The organism is Bifidobacterium scardovii JCM 12489 = DSM 13734 (assembly GCF_001042635.1).
Taxonomy (GTDB): Bacteria; Actinomycetota; Actinomycetes; order Actinomycetales; family Bifidobacteriaceae; genus Bifidobacterium; species Bifidobacterium scardovii.
The window spans coordinates 236,859-253,589 of the sequence record NZ_AP012331.1 but is presented as its reverse complement, the minus strand read 5'-3'; the positions used below and the strand labels follow the sequence as shown (position 1 = coordinate 253,589).

The following is a 16,731-nucleotide window of genomic DNA, read 5'->3' as shown; positions in this document are numbered from 1 at the left end:
ATTTCTTAGGCACATTGTGCGTTTCGTAGGCAGGCCTCCGCGCGGGCGCGTTCCAGAAACGGCCGGAATGCTGCGGTTCAGATTGTGCGTCTCGCCGGATACCTGCCTACGAAACGCACAATGTGCCTAAGAAGCGAGATCGGGCAGGCTTGGCCACGCCGGCAGCTTGTGCAGGGCGCGCACGATGTTGCACTGGGCGAGCAGATCGCCTTCGGCCGAGCACATCGTGGGATACCACATGCGGTTGCGGAGCTTGGCCTGTTCCCCCGTGCCCTTGAGCAGCTTGTCCTCGCTGCTCGCGTACTGGAAATGCAGGTGGCTGGCCAGGCCGCCATCCGCCAGAGCGGCGCGCTCCGGCATCGGGTCCATGGAGACGAGCACGCGGAACGGGCTGTCAGCCGGCGCGGCATCGGCGCGGAACACATAGCACGGCTTGCCCTCAAGCCCCTTGGCCAGCATATGGTCCAAGTGATAGGCGAACGTGGCGATGACCGTGGCATCGGTGCTGAGCCACGACAGCGCGAAGCCGTCCTGGTCGCCGAACACCAGCGGCTCGATGTGCCAGCCGGCGATCGGCACGCGGTTGTCGCGGCTACGGGTCCGGCACGCCCAACGCCAGAACCGGCGGATGCTGAACCCGAAGAACGGCAGCATGATCGAGAACGCCGAACGATTCGCACGCATCGCCGCATCGGCCTCCCGCCACGCACGTTCCAGATATGGGTCGTCGCTGTCGATCAGCCGCTCGAAGCTGATCCAATCCCCGGCCCATTCGGTCACGGTGAAGGTCATGGTCGGTCCTTTCTCATATAAATCAATCGGCACGGTCCAGATCAAGAATGCGATCGCACCACAGCGCGGCAAGCTCCTCATCGTGGGTGACGACCAGCACGGCCTTGCCGCTGTCGGCGAGCTGGCGCAGCAGCGTGCCGACCTGCATCATATGCGCTCGGTCGAGTCCGCTGGTCGGCTCGTCGAGCACGATCAGCTCCTTGCCGCACATCAACGCGGACGCGATCGCCAACCGCTGCTTCTGCCCGCCGGACAGGCTCATCGGATGCCGATCCGCGAACTGCAGCAAATCCAGGCTGCGCAACACCGCATCGGCTTTCTTCCCGAACGTCGTGGGCCCCGGGAACCTCGTCGGAGCGTCAGACCAGGTCGTGCCGGATCCGGCCGAACCGGCGCCATCGCGGATCGCCTCGTCCGCCTCGCCCAGGCCAAGCAGCAGTTCTTCGCGGACGCTGTCGGCGAACAGCTGGTAGTTCACGTCCTGCATGACCAGGAATCCGGCACGGGTGAGCGCCGCCGGCCTGGCCGCTTCCCCGTGCAGCAGCACGCTGCCCGAGATCGGCCTGATCAACCCGCACAGCGTACGTACCAGCGTGCTTTTCCCGGCGCCGTTATGCCCCATCAGCCCGGTGATCTCGCCGCCGCGCACTTCGAAGTCGTCGATATCGCGCGAAAACGCCCGGCGGTATCCAACCGTCAACCGCCGAGTGGCGATGCAGCACGGCGTCCCTTCATTCTTTCCGGCGGCGCTTATCGTGCGTGCGCCTGCGTTGTTTCGCGCCGAATCGGGTGCGGGGCCTTCCACCGAAGCGGAATGATCGGAATGATCCATATGGCTCTGGCCGCGTTCGCCGCTCTTGGCCAGCAGCTTGGCACGGTACGGAGCCAGGTCGAGGGCGCGCAGGCCGAATGATTCGATCCGGGCGGACGGCATGGCGTTGAATTCGGCGGCCGAGTATTCGCCGGCGATCGCACCGCCGTCGAACAGTATGTAGCGGTCGACGAGATCGGCGCACCATGCGAGACGATGCTCGGCGATCACCACGGTCACGCCGGAAGCCTTCAGGTCGACGACCATGTCATGCAGGTCGCGCATGGCGCTGGCGTCGAGATTGCTGGTCGGCTCGTCCATGACCACCAGCCGCGGATGCAGCATGGTGGCCGCGGCGACGGCCAGCCGCTGCTTCTGCCCGCCGGACAGTTTGAATACGCTGCGATCCAGCAGCGGCTCGATGCCGAAGCGTTCGGCGACCTCGTCGACCCGCTCGCGGATCCTCTGGGATGGCCATCCGAGATTCTCGCACGGGAACGCGAGCTCGGAGGTCGTGTCCGCGTTGAAATACTGGGTTTTCGGATTCTGGAACACGCTGCCGACCAGCGGCACGTACGCTTCGACAGGCGTGCCGCCGGGAAGGCCGCATACGGTCTGACTGCCGGCCAGTTCGCCGTGGAAGAAGCCCGGAATCAGGCCATTGAGCAACCGGGTGACCGTGGTCTTGCCGCAGCCGCTCTGGCCGCAGAGCATCACGGTCTCGCCGGGGCGGACGGTCAGATCGATGTTGGACAGGGCGGGCGCAGTGGGCGGGAGAGGAGCCGCGGCAGTACCGGAGTCGTCCCGGGAATAGCGGAACGAGGTGCCGGTGAGCCGGATGACCGGCTGAACAGCGGTATCGGCCTGAGCGGGATTATCGCTCGCCCCACTCGCTCCGCTCCGAGTGCCCGGTCCGGCGGCCGGCGACATTGCATCGGTCATAGCACGCCTCCAATGCTCAGGGCGAGGGGAACCGTGCAGACGAGCATGAACGACCAGTCGAACCAGCGCATGCGGATCGTCGTCATGCAGGTGTGCTCGCCGCGCACGCCAAGCCCCTTGGCGAGCGCCGCGACGGACAGGTCGCGCGACACGAACGTCGCGTTCATCAACAGCGGCACAAGAATGAACTCCAATGACTGCATCGGGTGCCTGACCAGCGCGAATCGGCCGGTCGCAATCCCGCGCAGCGCCATCGCGTTGCGGATCTGGCGGTAGTCGTGCGTGATCGTCGGGAAGAACCGGATCACCACCATGCACGGGATCACCACCGCCTCCGGCACACGCATGCGCCGCATCGCGCACACGAACTCGCTGATGCCCGTCGTGGTGAACGCATACGCGCCGGTGATGAAACATGGCATCATCATGCGGATGCCGACGCAGAACAAGCCGATCGCATGCATCCACACACCGCCTCCGGCCGCTGCGGCCCCGGACGAAGCGCCCGCGACGGCGCCCGTCGCGCCGGCCGAGCCGGAGCCGTCCAAGGTGGCCGCGTCCGACCACAATCCGAGGGCGAGCAGCACCGCGTACAGAACGACAAGCCGCAGGCCGACCCTCCACTTGCCGGCGGCGAAGATCGGCAGCACGAACAGCGTGACCATCACCGCCTCGCCGCGCGTATCCACATGGAAGAACAGCAGCAGATTGGCGAGCAGCAGCAGGTACAGCTTCGCCCGCGGATCGAGACGCAGCGGCGCAGGATGCATCAGACGATACCGGCCTTGACGAAATGCTTCTCCAGCAGGCGCTGGCCGAACCAGCCGCCGATCAGGCCGAACACCAGAATCGCGCCCATCGCAAGGAAGAACGAGCCGACGCTGATCTGCGAGAACAGCGCATCGATGTAGGCGGCGTCCTTGCCTCGCGCCTGCAGCGACGCGACATACGCGTCCTTCATGAACCACAGCGGCAGGATCGGGCCGGTCAGTCCATAGCAGAACACCACATAGCTGATAAGGATGCCGACCTTGTTCTTGTAGCGGCCGGCGCGCGCGATCAGATCGGCCGCAACCGGGAACACCACGCTGGCCGCGAACGACAGCGCGAAATGGCCTGACACGAACAGGAACAGCCCGATCACCACGCCCATGACGGTGATGCCGCCGAACTTGCCGACGCGGGCGACCGACAGCATGAACACCGGGCCGCAGATCAGCGCCGCGACGGCCGGCAGGAAAATCGTGCCGGCGCCGGCGACCAGCGTGCTGATCAGCGTGGCGACGCACACGCATACGAAATACAGCGCAGTGAAGATGCCGATCGAGATCAGGTCAGGAACCGTCAGGCGGGTACTTGTCACGGGCTGCGTTTGGACGGTCTGAGTAGCCGGCTGATTCGTCGGATCGGCGGTCGGCTGGTTCGATACGGGCTGCTGCTGGCTCATGCGATCTCCATCAAATAGTGCTTGCAGGGCAAGGGTAATCAGCCTTCAATGTATCGGCGATCGCGCCGCAATGCAATACCCCCCTAACAGAAAAGTGGCGAATCTGACAATTGCGGCACACCGTCGATCCCCGGCATGGATTGGATGATCTGCAAGCACCGTCCGGGAGCCTGACGGGCCATTCGCACGGCTCACATGCGGCCGGCGCGCGAGGGGTCGATGTTCATGGTCTGGAAACGGTTGGCCATGAAATCGTCGTTGTAGTGGGTGGCGAAGAAATTGTCGACCGGCGAGTCCTGCGCGATGCCGGCCAATCGCGAATACCACGCGTCTATCGCCATCAGCGTCATCGTCGCGTCGACCACCATGAACACGAGGCACACCAGGGTCAGCGAGTAGCGCACCCTCCATGGGATCCGCTGGATCAACGCCAGCAGATGCGGCAGGATCAGTTTGATCCATGCCAGGCCGAGAATGCCCCAGAAGAACATGAACTTGCCCGAGGTGCGCCCGTCGATCGACAGCCACTGGCCGGTGTAGTCCCACGCCTTGATGCTGAACGCCACCTCCATGAACCAGCTGGTCAGGTATTCGAACGTGCCGCCGATCACCGCGCTCGAGCAGAAGATCAGCAGCCAGTTGGCCCGCCACAGACGGTTGAGCAGCACGGTCAGCAGCACCGCGCCGAACCCGTAGATCGGCGAGAACGGCCCCCACAGCAGCCCGGCGCGGTCCTGCCATTCGCCGTACATCGCAAGGTGGTAGATGGTTTCGATCACCAGTCCGAACACACAACCGACCACGAACAGCCAGAAGATGTTGAAGAAGTCCAGCGAGATGTAGCCCTTGCCGCTCAAGTCACGGCCGGGCATGCCCTTGGCGAGCGCCTTCTCATAGGCGGTGCGGTTGTCCATGTGCCAGAGCGCGGTTTTGAGCCGGCGCTCCTCGCGCAGCGCCGGGTCGACGGTGACCGACAGGGTGATCAGGATCACGATCTGGACGATCGGGGCGAGCAGGTTGAGGCCGATGCCGTCGAGCATCACCACGAACAGCCCTTCGGCGATGGTCATGGGGATGAGCACGTAGGTCCAGCGCGCGGCGTGCTTGCGGCGGTTGAAGCTCAGCAGCCCGCCGAACACCATGAGAACGACGGTCGTGACGGAGCTGAGCATCGCGGAGGTCCAGCTGATGATGGTGGTCAGACCGGCCTTGTCGAGCGCCGCATCGCCGACGATCAGGGCGCGGATCGCGTAGGTGAAGGCGATGACGATCATGGGGATGGTGAGCAGCCCCTGAACCAGCAGGATGATGCCGTAGATACGGGTGACGAGCGGCAGGCGCTTGTCGTCGATGTCGACGACGCCGTCGCCGTTGGTGTCGCCGGGAACGGGCTCGGCGGAGGCAGGCTCGGCGGAGGCGGCCGACTTATGTTCAGCCGTGTCGATCGGCTTGCGTGTCTCTTCGGTCTCTTCGGTCATGGTCCCACGCTATCAGCGAATGCGGGAAAAACCCAACGGGGCGGCGACGCTCTACTGGATCGAGGCCTCCTGGCGGGCCACTTCCAGCGCCGCGTTGAACGCATCGGAAGTCCAGCTGGCGCCGGCGACCACATCCACCTTGAGTCCCTTGAGCGGCTTGCCGTCGACCACGCCGTTGATCGCCTCGGCGAATTCGTTCTGGTGTTTCTTGGAGATGCTGGTGAACGGATGCCCGACGATCTCCACCTTTTCGACGTTCTGGTCCTTGACCGTCAGATGCACGTCGATCGTGTCCTCGCCGATCGGCCCGTACTGGCCGTTGACCGAATAGGTGCCGTCCGCGTAGTTGCCGGTGTCCTTCTTGTCGGAGGTGGTTCCGGTGCCGCGGCTGCCGGCCCCGGCGTCCGACGACGAACCCGACGAACCCGACGAACCGGACTCGGACTGGTTCTCCTGGGACTGCTGGGTCTCCCCCGAATTGCCGGAGTACTCGTCGTTCATCGGCGTGGCCTTCGGTTCGCCGCAGCCGGCCAGCAGGGCGCCGGCCGCAACCAGCCCGGCCGCCGCCAGCGTCGCGGTTTTCTTCAACGTGCTTGTATCGCCCATAATTCCCTGCCCATCCATGTGTAACGGCATTGTACCGGTATCCCGCCAACAACCAGTATTCTGCGCTATTGCTGCGGTGTCTGGCTCCCCTCATGGAGGGGAGCCAGACACAGTTCGACCCAGCTCCCGCGCGCGGCGACCGATTGCGGCTCAGTCCTCGCCGCCGGTTTTGGCGGCTTTGGTCGGGTCGGCGAAGCCGATCGCGGCTTCGCCGGTCTGCGCGCCTTCGACCTCGGCTCCCGTGGACGCGGGCTTGCCACCGGCCTCCTCATACGCGGCGCGCGCCTTGTCGTCGTTCCACTTCTCGCCGACGAGCACGCCGTGGTTGAGCATGATCTCGCGCTGCGCGCAGCTGGCGACCAGCGCATCGTGCGTCACCACGATGATCGTCGTGCCCTGATCGTGCAGCTGGCGGAACAGGTCGAGCACGATCTTCTCGTTCTTCTCGTCGAGGTTGCCGGTCGGCTCGTCGGCGAGGATCAGCTTCGGATCGTTGATCAGCGCGCGGGCGACGCACACGCGCTGCTGCTCGCCGCCGGACAGCTGCCCGGGCAGGTGGTGCGCGCGGTCCTTGAGCCCGACGCGTTCCAGCGCCTCGAGCGCCTGCTTCTCGTCGACGACCGAATGGTAGTACTGCGCCACCATCACGTTCTCCACGGCGGTCAGATGCGGCACCAGATAGAACTTCTGGAACACCAGGCCGATCATGTTCTTGCGCACGTCGGCAAGCTGCCCGGCGTTCAGATCCTCCAGCTTGCGCCCCTCGAGCTTCACGGACCCCTTGCTCGGCGTGTCCATGCATCCGATCATGTTCATCAGCGTGGTCTTGCCGGAGCCGGACGAGCCGACGATGGCCAGCCACTCGCCCTGCGGCACGGTCAGGCTCAGATCGTCGACGGCATGCAGATCGCCGTAGATCTTGGAAATATGGTCGAGTTCAAGCAGCATATCCATCATTATTCCTTACCTTGTATCCGACTATTCCTCGCGCAGCACGACGGCCGGGTCGATGCGGGTGGCGCGGTGGACCGGCGGGATCGACGCGACGACCGCGACCACGGCGCTCAGCGCCACCGAACCGATGCCGAGCAGCCAGTTGAACCCGATCGATCGTTCGAACACGGCCATGCACAGCCACTGCGCCAGACCGTAGCCGATGGCCGTGCCGAGCAGACCGCCGAGCAGGCCGTAGATGGCCGATTCCACGTAGAATTCCGTGCCGATCGCGCCGGAGCTGGCGCCGAGCGCCTTGCGCAGGCCGATCTCGTTGCGGCGCTGCGAGACGATGGAGCTGATCGTCGTGCCGACGCCGACGAGCGTGAGCACGAGCACCACCAGCGAGACGATCCAGAACAGGGTCTGCAGCATGGTGATGATGCGCGTGTCGGACGAGGTGATCTTGGTGACCTGCTGCGCCTTGACGTGCATCGACGTCATGTCGTTGATGCTGGCGACGAGCGCGTTGAGATCGTCCGTGCCGGAGGAGTATTCGATCACGTCGACGCCTCGCGTGACGCCGGTGAGCTTGTCCACGTCGTTGCTGGTGGCGTAGATGATCGAATCCTCGCTGCCGCCCGTGTCGACGATGCCGCCGACGCGGAACTCGGTGCCGGAGGTGTCCATGATGTCGCTGGAGACGCGGCCGTCCTGCGTGGGCTGGTCGGACGGGGTCTGCTCAGCGGAGGACTGACCAGCTGACTGTCCGGCTGAAGACTGACTCGAGGAAGTGCCTGCGGACTGGCCGGTGGACTGACCGGCGTTGTCGGAGGCCCGGTACCCGATGGTGATGGCCGAGCCGACCTGAAGGCCGATCGCGTCGGCGATGTCACGCCCGACGAGTACCTTGCCAGCGCTCGGCCAGTTGCCCTCGACCACCCAATGGTGATTGAGGTTCTTGACCTGCTTGGCGTCGACGCCCGCCATCACGTATGGCGCGGCGTTGACGCGCACGTTCTCGTACCGGTAGGTCGCGTGCTTTTCGGAGCCTTTGGCCGAAACCATCTCCGTGGTGTGCTTGACCATCGCATCGTCGATGCCGGCCTTGTCGCCGGTCGATTCGAGCGGCGTGACGATGAGGTTCGCGCCGTACGCGCGCATCTCCTCGTTCATCTGCTGCGGCACGGCGATGCAGATCATCGCCAGGCAGAACAGCGTGGCCGCGCCGACCAGCGAGGCGACCACGGCCATCACCGCGCGGGACCTGCGGCGGAACACCGCGCTGAGCAACATCCTCAGGAACATACCCGTGTTGGTCATCGTTCCTCCCCTTCCACGGTTACGAGGCTCCCCTCCCCGAGGGGAGCTGTCGGCGAAGCTGACTGAGGGGAGCACAGCACGGCGAGCCCGCGACTCCCCTCAGTCCGCCTCCGGCGCCCAGCTCCCCTCAAAGAGGGGAGCCAAGAAAAGGCATACAACTCACCGGCCATGCAGCACCTCCGCGGGCTTCAGGCTCAGAATCGAGCGGATCGACGACGCGGAGGCCACCAGCACGGTGATCGCCAGCAGCACGAACACCAGCACGAACACCATGGGGCGCATCGTGATGCCCGAACCGAACACCACCTGGCCGATCAGCTGCGCCACGCCGGAACCGAGGCCCGCGCCGACGACCGCGCCGAGCAGTGCGATCGCCGCCGTCTCGGCCATCATCAGGCGCGACACCGCGCCGTCCGTGGCGCCGAGCGCCTTGAGCAGCGCCAGCTCGGACGAGCGCTCGCCGATCGAGGCGACCATCAGGTTGGCCACGGCTACGGCGGCCGCGATCAGGCTCAGCACCGTCATCAGGATCATCACGGCCTGGGTCTTCTGCAGCACATTGCCCTGCAACGCGGCGACCTGGCGCACCTGCTTGGCCACGGCCCCCGGAATCACCTCCTCGATCTGGTAGGCGATGGAGCTCGGGTACGCGGTGCAGTACCACGTCTCCCAGTCGTCCTGGCTCAGCGCCGCCGGGTTCTGCGCGGCCTTGCGGGCCAGATCGTTTTCCGGCGTGGTCAGCGCCTTGACCTCGATCTTGTCGACCGAATCCGGCAGATCGGCCAACACCTGGGCCACGGAACTGGACAGGTACAGCGACCCGTTCTCGTCGTCGCCCGAATCGTAGACGCCGGTGATCGTGATCTTCTGTCGGTTGTGCTTGCCGGATGCGGTGTCCTTGTCCAGCGTGATCGTATCGCCGGTCTTCACGCCGAGTTGGGCCGCCAGCGTCTTGCCGATGACGCCCTGATCGGTGTCGTCCTTGGGCCACTTGCCATCCAAGGTCCACCACGAGCGCATGCCGTCGACGCCGACCACCGTGGTCTCGCCGGAGGCGAGCTTCAGCTCCTTGTTGAACCATGTGCCGACGATCGGCACGGACGTGCCGTCAACCTGCGCGTGGATGTTGAGCTGGGGCGCGAAATTGGTGATGTTGAACGCCCAGAAGATGGTCTTGATCTTGGCCGCGTCCGACTCCTTGAGGAACGCGGTCGGGTCGGACTGCGTCGCGGCGCCGGACACGCCCTCCGTGTTGTACAGGTCGGAGACGACGGCATCCGCCTTCGGCTGCACGACGATGTTCGAACCGTACGTCGACAGCTCGGCGTTGAGCTTGTCTCCCACGTCGAACACCACCCCCAGCATCGAAACACTCACCGTGGCCGACAAACACACGGTAAGCGCGATGAGCAGCCGCCTGCGCAGCTGGCGCGTGAACGAGCGCGCAATCATTCGCAGAAAGAACAACGGTTCCTCCTTTCGCCGTCATGGTCCGGTTCCCTGGTGCGGGAAGCCGGAAAAGCCTTACTGGAAGTGGGCGCTCAGCGCGTCCAGATCGGCGGTCTGAATCGTGATCTCGCCGTTGCCGATCTTGTAGTTGAACGGGATCGGGTTGCATCCGCCCTTGAAGCCGATGGTCGCCAGATTGATCGCGACCTCGCACTTCTTGCAGATGATCTTGCCGTCCTTCTCGTAGTAGCCAGCGTCGCCGCAGTTCTCGCAGGCATCCAGGCCGATGCCGTACGCGCCGCCGTTCTTCTTGATGATGATGAAGCGCATGACCGTGCCGTCCTTCGCCTTGTACTCGAAGCGGTGCAGATGGCCGTCCTGGACCTGGGTGAAGGGGATCGTCGCCACGCCGTCCTTGAGCGAATACGCTTCCGGCGGCGACAGGGTGATGGTCTGCTGTGTCGCGGCGACGCCAACGGTGAGGGTCAGCGTGACGCCGATCATCGCCACCAGGCTCCATACGGCCGCGGCCACGGCGCGGCGGCGGAACGCCTTGTGCTGGCGTCCGATGGCTTCGTTCGCGCCGGTCAGCGGCATGCGGAAGCCGGCGACCACGGAGGCCACGGCGGGAATCAGGAACACGAACGCCTGCGCCATGATCATCCAGCTGTTGTGGTTGATCGACCAGGCGAGCGCGACGAAGCCCGTATGCCCGATCGGGAAGCCGCGCGCCTGCAGGATCTGCATCAGCCCGGTCAGATGTTGGACGAACAGGATCGTCATCACCGCAAGGACGGCGATGGTGAACGACAGCCGCACCGCCGTGGAGCGCATCGTGCGGAAGATCGCGGCGACGATGATCGACATGGTCAGGCCCAGCGCGAAGCCGAGCGCACGGAGCAGCATATCCGAGGTGAAGATCGGGGCGCCGGGCTCGACCCAGATCGTCAGCTGCAGGATCACGTCGGGCAGGGCGTAGAACAGGGTGAGCGCGATATCGACGGCCGCGATCGCGTTCGCCACATGCATGACGGCCTTATGGCGCTGCCAGTCGGCAGTGATGCGCCGGGCGAACACCAGGACCACGAAGGTCAGCACGTCGACGACGATGGCGCACCACAGCACCGGATAGTTGACGAAGGTGCGCTGGTTGATCACCGCCGAGGCGCGCAGGGATGCGAACACGATAGCGGCGACCAGGCCGATCAGGAGTCCCCACAGCCGCCAATGGGCGCTGACCGGCTTGTCCCGGCCCTCGCCGACGGTGAGCATCACGCTCAGGCACATCACCAGCAACGCGGGGGCCAACGTCCCCGGCATCACCGCCACGAATTGTTCAAGCATTCGCATCCCTTCCGTACAACTTCGTTACAAATGCGTATAAAGACAGCAAAAGCTCCCTCCACGCAGGAGGGAGCGATTCGCCGGGCTATATCACCACTGACGCGGGGTGTAATCCCAGTTGTCGAAGGTGACCTCGATGGGCTCGGTCCAGAACTGGTGGTTCTTCACACCGGTCTCCGGGTCGACGTGGAGCATCCAGCCCTTGGCGGCCGGGGACTCGATCGACAGCTTGAGCTGGTAGGTGCCGGCCTTGTCGAGCTTGACGTTGGCGCCGTAGTGCGGGCCGTCGGAGGCGTTCATCTGCATGAAGGTACCGGAGGTGGCCTTGCCGCCCTCGACCTCCTTGCCGGTGGACTTGTCGATGATGGTGTAGTTCACGGTCAGGTCAGGCACGAAGTCGCCCTTGCCGTAGCCGTAGTCGGTGCCCTCCTGGGAGGCGTGGATGTCGGCCTCGAGGTGGAAGCTCGCGTCGGCGGCCTTCAGGCCGGAGGAGGCGGGCTCCATGTCGATCGGCTGGAAGTAGACGGCGCCGACGGTCAGCGGGCCGGCGGGCTTGTCCTGCTCCTCGGCGGTGCCGGAGGGGCCGACCGGAACCTCTTCGAAGCCGGCGGTCTCGGTCGGGGCGTCGGCCTTGGAGGAGTCGTCCTTCTTGGTGTCGGACTGCGAGGTGTCGGACTTGGTGTCGGACGCCGAGTTGTTGGAGCTGCCGCAGGCGGACAGCGAGAAGGCCATCGAACCGGCGAGCAGCACGCCGAGCAGAGCGGCGATCTTCTTGTTCTTCATTGTTTCTCTTCCTTTGTGTGGGTTGAATTTGGGAAAATTCGGACAAATCTGGTTGTTTAGTTGGCCGCGGAGGCCTGTACGGCAGCGGCGGCCTTGGCCTTGCGCTGCTTGATGAAGCCGACCACGAACAGGGCGATCACCGCGATGGCCGCGATCACCTGGGCCACGATGCATTCGACGTACGGGTAGAAGCCGAGCCAGTCGTTCGTCGGCACGCCCGGCAGGTACATGGCGGGCAGCAGGTCGCCCTCGATGAGCGCGTGCACGCCGCCGCCGGCGAAGACGACCACGAGCACCGACATGAGGATCGAGGTGACGAGGAAGAACGGGCCGATCGGGATCTTCACGGAGGTGAAGCGGATCACGAGGAAGATGATCACGAGCACCACGGCGGCGGCGAGCGCGCCGACCACCATGCCGTGCGTGTCACGGCTCATCGTGTAGATCGACTGGTAGAAGATCACGGTTTCGGCGCCCTCGCGGAACACAGCGAGGAAGCTGAGCATGGCGAGCGAAATCACCGTGCGGGAGGCGACCTTCTCGCCGGATTCGACCTGCGAGGAGACGGAGGCGACCGCGGCTTCGGTCTTCTCCCGGATGTAGCGGTTCCATGCCTCGACGCTCGACTTGTTGAGCATCCAGTTGCTGGTCCACAGCAGCATGCACATGGCGACGAGCGCGCACACGCCCTCCATGATCTCCTGCAGCGGGCCGGAGCCGCCGAACGCGAGCATGAAGATGATCGCCACCACGCCGGCACCGGCGAGGCCGGCAGCCACGCCGACGTAGATCCACTTGGTGAAGCGCTTGTTGCCGGACTTGACGAGATACGCCACCACGGCCGCGACCACGAGCAGCGCCTCGAGGCCCTCGCGGATGAGGATCAGGAACGCCTGGCCGACGGAGCTGGTGATGAACTTGACGAAGCCGCCCTCCTCATCGGCGGCGCCGCCGTCGAGCTTGGCCGCATCGGTGACCAGCATGGTCTTCAGGTCTTCGATGTGCTTCTTGACCTCGGAGACGGGCTTGCCGGTGTTCATCGAGGAACGGCACAGCTTGAACTGGTATTCGACCTCGGAGACGCGGTTGCCGCTGATGGCGCTCAGCACGGTCTTCTCGAAGCCGAGCTTCTCGTAGTGCTGGTAGTAGGCGTCGTTGACGAGCGTGGCGCCCTTGGCGGCGTCACCGTCCTGGTACGCCTTGAGGGCGTTGTCCAGGATCGGGGTCATCGCGGCGGCGACTTCCTTCCACGTCTTGGCGGTGCTCTTGGTGCGCTTCTTCTTGGCGTCGAGCTCCTTGCGCTCCTTGGCGATCTGCGCCTGCAGGGCTTGCGCGTACTGCTTCGGATTCGCCACCTGGGTGTTGGAATCGAGCTGTTTGGCGCTGTCCTGCAGGTCGGCGGAGAGCGCGTTGATCTGTTCCTCGAGCTTGCCGTCGTTGCCGGCCGTGTAGGAGAGGTTCTGGATGCCTTGGAACGCCTGCTGCTGGCTGGCCTGCTTGTCGGAGCTGATCGAGTCGCGGACCACGGCGGTGAAGTTCGACGCGATGTAAATCGTGTTGTATGCGGACATGAAATCGGAGGTGGAGCCCGCGGTATTGCCGGACTTGTACTCCTTGAGGCCGGACTGCAGCTGTTCGCCGATCGCGTCGGCGACGGCGGACCACGTCTCGTAGTCTACGGACGAGTCGGAACCGCTCGACGAGCTGTCGTCGCCCTCGGCGAACGCGACCGGAGTCGCGGCGACGAGGCTGAGCCCCATAAGCATCGCCACGAGGAACGCGATCATCACGGCGAACCCGCTGATCGCGGAACTACGACGATTCCTCGTCATGGCGCGAACCGACATTCCTGGTTTCCTCTCGTTGTCATGCACCGCTTGTTCGGTGGGCTTTTGCCCACTGCGTCACTAACGTACGAGGAAACTTCCAGAAAAAACAGTCTTGATTTTTAGGTTTTTTGTGGTAATGGGAAATACAGGGCAGAAAATAGGCGCTTTCACACGGTCGACTGTCCGCCGATATATCTCACCATGCGAAATCACGTCGTTTTTTTGCCGCTTGGCACGCCGGCGGCACGCCGGGAGGAGCGAAAAATAATGGAATGCGGGATACCGGATCGTGGAATCCTGGGACCTCGGGATCGCGGGATCCTCGCGCTCCGAACATCCGATTCAGTTCCCGGCCGACGGCCACCCGGCCGTCGCTCACGGTTCGAGCACGGCCAGCACCTTCTTCTCGTTGTAGAACGCGAAAATCACGCCACCGACGCCGCACAGCACCGCGGCGCAGATCGCGGCCGCGCGGTAGCCGGTGCCGGACGCGGCGCCGATCGTGCTCAGGCCGGTGAACAGCAGCATCGACAGGCTCTGGCCCATCTTCATCGCGAAGGTGCGCGCCGCGTAGAACATGCCCTGTCGGTCCTCGCCGGTGGATTTTGAGCTCGCGCCAGCGATGTTCGCGACCACGGCCTGCGGCAGGATGCCGAAGATCGCCATCGGAACCGCGCACGCGACCGACAGGATCGCGCCCTGCGCCATCGCGGGAATGCCGGCGAGCGCACCGGAGCCGAGCAGGGAGGCGAAGACGTACGCGCAGGTGAAGATCGCGAATCCGACCAGCATCAGCCGCTTCTTGCCCACGCGGCCGGCGAAGATGTTGACCGGCAGGTAGAACAGCACGGACACCCCCGTCATGAGCACGAAGTAGATAGTCGTGCTCGTTTCGGGCAGCTTGAGCAGGCTGGTGACGAAGAACGGCAGCCCGGTCTGGAACATCGTGATCGCGACCCAGTACACGATGTCGGAGCTAACGAACTTGACGAACTCGCGGTCGCGGAACGTCTCCTTGAGCGAGGTGAGCGTATCCTCGCCGGTCGGCTTGGAGTCGACGTATTCGCGCTCGTCGATCGCGAGCGCCGGCACGAGCATGCAGACGAAGGCGACCGCCGCGAGGATCGTGAACGTGACGCGGATCGCGTTGACCCGGCCGAGGCCGGGCACGAACGCGCCCCAGATCACCGGCGCCACGTAGGCGACGGCGGTGCCGGCGATGAAGGTGAACGAGATCGTGGTCGAGATGTTGAGCTGCTGCTTGGAGTCGTGGCCCAGCTCGGCGATCAGCGCGTTGTACGGCGTGCAGTAAAACGTGAGCGCGATGTAGTAGCCGATCACGGTTACGAACAGGAACGCGGCGTTCACCCAGCTGGTGCCGTTGATCGGACTCCAGAACACGAGCACGGTGACGGCGGCCAGCGGCAGGGCCGCCCGCTGCAGGAAGGGGATGCGCCGGCCGCGCGGCGACGTGCTGCGGTCGGACAGGCTGGCGACGGCCGGGTCGACGAAGGCGTCGAAGAATCGCGCGAACGCGGTGATGCCGCCGACGACGGTGACGATGCCCAGAATCACCAGGCCCTGCGGCACGAACACGGTCTGCCCCTGGTCGATGGTCTCCTGATCGGGCTGGTAGAAATACACAAGCCAGTTCGAGATGATGCCGCTGAGCAGCGCCCATCCGAACTGCCCGACCGCGAACGCCCAGACCTTGGATGTCGGCAGATCCTTGATCGCCGGCCTCGCCGGCGCTTCGGTGCAGGCGCCCATCGCTGCGCCGCCTGTGGTTCCGGCCATCACTCAACCTCCGTGACTGCTTTGACACTATGTCAATACTATCATCGCCGAATCCCCCTTCAACACCCGATGTCACCCCACCAACGGACCGTGTTCGCCTCGGCTGCCACAATTGGGGATATGGCCGAACTGAACGAACGCATGCCGTACCGGATGGCATTCCCCGGAGCACTGGGCACGGGAATCATCGTGCAGACCTCGCAACCGGATCCGGGCAGCGAGCGGATGCGCACGTTCATCGACGGCTACGAGGCGGCGCTGTCGCGATTCCGCGCCGATTCGACGGTATGCGCGATGAGTCAGGCCGCGCACGGCGGCCACTTCGATTTCCCCGATTGGGCGGCCGGCCTGTTCGATCTCTACGACCTGCTGTTCGACGCGACGCAGGGGGCGATCGACCCGTGCGTGGGCGAGGATCTGATCCGTTTGGGCTACGATGCCCGGTACTCGTTCACGGTCGACGCGGATGCGTGGGATCATCTGGGATCCGCGCACGGGCGGGCCGTCTGGCGCGACGCCGTGGAACGGCACGGTTCCACGCTGATCACCAGCCGCCCGGTATCGCTCGATTTCGGCGCCTGCGGCAAGGGGTATCTGGTCGACCTGCTGGGAAGACTGCTGCTGGCGGGGAGCAGCTCGCGGAACGGCACGACGGCCGGTGCGGGGATGCGGTTCCTGATCAACGCGGGAAGCGACCTGCTTAGCCATGACGACCAGCCCGTCGCCATCGCGCTCGAGGACCCCGGCAACCCGGCCAACGCCGTCGGCACGGCAAGTGTCGACCGCGGTTCGTTCTGCGCGAGCGCGCCGAGCCGCAGGCGCTGGGGCGAGGCGGCCGGGCATCGGCTGCACCATCTGCTCAACGCGATCGATGGACTGCCCGCCGACGATGTCATGGCCACATGGGTGTACGTGGCGGATTCCACTGGCATGGTATCCGGTTCCGACGCGCCCCTCCCCCGGTCCCAGGCCTCGGGGACACCCACCCCAAACCGATATCCGACCGCCACGGCCGACGGAGTGGCCACGGCGCTGTTCACCACGCCAGCCGAACGATTGCGGGAGCGCTGCACCTTCGCATGCGCGATACTGAACGCCGACCGCACCGCCGCGAAATCAGCCGGCTTCCCCGGCGCGTTCTTCACGAAGTAATGGCCACGACCCCGTTTTACCTCAGGTTTGACGCTCGTCCGATGG

14 protein-coding genes are annotated in these 16,731 nt (G+C 64.8%); 1 reads left to right on the top strand and 13 read right to left on the bottom strand.

The genetic code is table 11. The features are described 5' to 3' along the window. Positions 1–126: 126 nt before the first annotated feature. The 13 genes from BBSC_RS00975 to BBSC_RS00915 form a co-directional block, all read right to left on the bottom strand. Complete coding sequence (locus tag BBSC_RS00975) at positions 127–792, bottom strand: hypothetical protein (protein WP_033516783.1); 666 nt, start codon at positions 790–792, stop codon at positions 127–129. A 22-nt stretch (positions 793–814) separates the two neighbouring features. Further along, the gene (locus BBSC_RS00970; RefSeq protein WP_231649187.1) at positions 815–2,545 is read right to left on the bottom strand and encodes an ABC transporter ATP-binding protein; all 1,731 of its coding nucleotides are present in this window, start codon (positions 2,543–2,545) and stop codon (positions 815–817) included. Continuing rightward, the gene (locus BBSC_RS00965; RefSeq protein ID WP_033516785.1) at positions 2,542–3,315 is read right to left on the bottom strand and encodes an energy-coupling factor transporter transmembrane component T family protein; all 774 of its coding nucleotides are present in this window, start codon (positions 3,313–3,315) and stop codon (positions 2,542–2,544) included. Before BBSC_RS00965 ends, BBSC_RS00970 begins: the two co-directional genes overlap by 4 nt. Next, a complete protein-coding gene (locus BBSC_RS00960) occupies positions 3,315–3,992 on the bottom strand; it encodes an MptD family putative ECF transporter S component (RefSeq protein WP_081892963.1) in 678 nt (225 codons plus the stop codon). Before BBSC_RS00960 ends, BBSC_RS00965 begins: the two co-directional genes overlap by 1 nt. Before the next feature lie 191 nt (positions 3,993–4,183). Next, a complete protein-coding gene (locus BBSC_RS00955) occupies positions 4,184–5,470 on the bottom strand; it encodes a putative ABC transporter permease (RefSeq protein ID WP_033516787.1) in 1,287 nt (428 codons plus the stop codon). 51 nt (positions 5,471–5,521) lie between these two features. Continuing rightward, positions 5,522–6,076 carry an FMN-binding protein gene (locus tag BBSC_RS00950; RefSeq protein ID WP_033516788.1) on the bottom strand — a complete coding sequence of 185 codons (555 nt, stop codon included), beginning with the start codon at positions 6,074–6,076 and terminating at the stop codon, positions 5,522–5,524. Positions 6,077–6,226: 150 nt separating this feature from the next. After that, positions 6,227–7,024: an ABC transporter ATP-binding protein gene (locus BBSC_RS00945; protein ID WP_144414500.1), complete on the bottom strand. Its 798-nt coding sequence runs from the start codon at positions 7,022–7,024 to the stop codon at positions 6,227–6,229. Between the two features lie 30 nt (positions 7,025–7,054). Continuing rightward, on the bottom strand, positions 7,055–8,332 hold the full coding sequence (locus BBSC_RS00940; RefSeq protein WP_033516791.1) for an ABC transporter permease: 1,278 nt from the start codon (positions 8,330–8,332) through the stop codon (positions 7,055–7,057). Between the two features lie 159 nt (positions 8,333–8,491). Continuing rightward, on the bottom strand, positions 8,492–9,799 hold the full coding sequence (locus tag BBSC_RS00935) for an ABC transporter permease (protein ID WP_033516793.1): 1,308 nt from the start codon (positions 9,797–9,799) through the stop codon (positions 8,492–8,494). A gap of 57 nt (positions 9,800–9,856) precedes the next feature. After that, positions 9,857–11,125 (bottom strand): DUF2318 domain-containing protein, encoded by a 1,269-nt coding sequence (locus BBSC_RS00930; RefSeq protein WP_033516795.1) that lies wholly within the window; start codon positions 11,123–11,125, stop codon positions 9,857–9,859. Positions 11,126–11,215: 90 nt separating this feature from the next. Then, entirely contained in the window at positions 11,216–11,908 is a 693-nt protein-coding gene (locus tag BBSC_RS00925; RefSeq protein WP_033516797.1) for an iron transporter, read from the bottom strand. A gap of 56 nt (positions 11,909–11,964) precedes the next feature. Beyond that, positions 11,965–13,695: an FTR1 family iron permease gene (locus BBSC_RS00920; protein ID WP_033516799.1), complete on the bottom strand. Its 1,731-nt coding sequence runs from the start codon at positions 13,693–13,695 to the stop codon at positions 11,965–11,967. A 417-nt stretch (positions 13,696–14,112) separates the two neighbouring features. Beyond that, positions 14,113–15,507 (bottom strand): MFS transporter, encoded by a 1,395-nt coding sequence (locus BBSC_RS00915; protein ID WP_033516870.1) that lies wholly within the window; start codon positions 15,505–15,507, stop codon positions 14,113–14,115. Positions 15,508–15,654: 147 nt separating this feature from the next. On the opposite strand from BBSC_RS00915, the gene BBSC_RS00910 reads away from it, so the two are divergent. Next, positions 15,655–16,686, top strand: coding sequence for an FAD:protein FMN transferase (locus tag BBSC_RS00910; protein WP_033516801.1), 1,032 nt, complete (start codon positions 15,655–15,657; stop codon positions 16,684–16,686). Positions 16,687–16,731 lie beyond the last annotated feature (45 nt).

Bases quoted from the DNA above. Each gene is read 5' to 3' on its own strand.
- BBSC_RS00940 (WP_033516791.1), bottom strand. From the start codon at position 8,332: ATGACCAACACGGGTATGTTCCTGAGGATGTTGCTCAGCGCGGTGTTC.
- BBSC_RS00975 (WP_033516783.1), bottom strand. From the start codon at position 792: ATGACCTTCACCGTGACCGAATGGGCCGGGGATTGGATCAGCTTCGAG.
- BBSC_RS00960 (WP_081892963.1), bottom strand. From the start codon at position 3,992: ATGAGCCAGCAGCAGCCCGTATCGAACCAGCCGACCGCCGATCCGACG.
- BBSC_RS00970 (WP_231649187.1), bottom strand. From the start codon at position 2,545: ATGACCGATGCAATGTCGCCGGCCGCCGGACCGGGCACTCGGAGCGGA.
- BBSC_RS00955 (WP_033516787.1), bottom strand. From the start codon at position 5,470: ATGACCGAAGAGACCGAAGAGACACGCAAGCCGATCGACACGGCTGAA.
- BBSC_RS00930 (WP_033516795.1), bottom strand. From the start codon at position 11,125: ATGCTTGAACAATTCGTGGCGGTGATGCCGGGGACGTTGGCCCCCGCG.
- BBSC_RS00950 (WP_033516788.1), bottom strand. From the start codon at position 6,076: ATGGGCGATACAAGCACGTTGAAGAAAACCGCGACGCTGGCGGCGGCC.
- BBSC_RS00920 (WP_033516799.1), bottom strand. From the start codon at position 13,695: ATGATCGCGTTCCTCGTGGCGATGCTTATGGGGCTCAGCCTCGTCGCC.
- BBSC_RS00965 (WP_033516785.1), bottom strand. From the start codon at position 3,315: ATGCATCCTGCGCCGCTGCGTCTCGATCCGCGGGCGAAGCTGTACCTG.
- BBSC_RS00925 (WP_033516797.1), bottom strand. From the start codon at position 11,908: ATGAAGAACAAGAAGATCGCCGCTCTGCTCGGCGTGCTGCTCGCCGGT.
- BBSC_RS00915 (WP_033516870.1), bottom strand. From the start codon at position 15,507: ATGGGCGCCTGCACCGAAGCGCCGGCGAGGCCGGCGATCAAGGATCTG.
- BBSC_RS00910 (WP_033516801.1), top strand. From the start codon at position 15,655: ATGGCCGAACTGAACGAACGCATGCCGTACCGGATGGCATTCCCCGGA.
- BBSC_RS00945 (WP_144414500.1), bottom strand. From the start codon at position 7,024: ATGCTGCTTGAACTCGACCATATTTCCAAGATCTACGGCGATCTGCAT.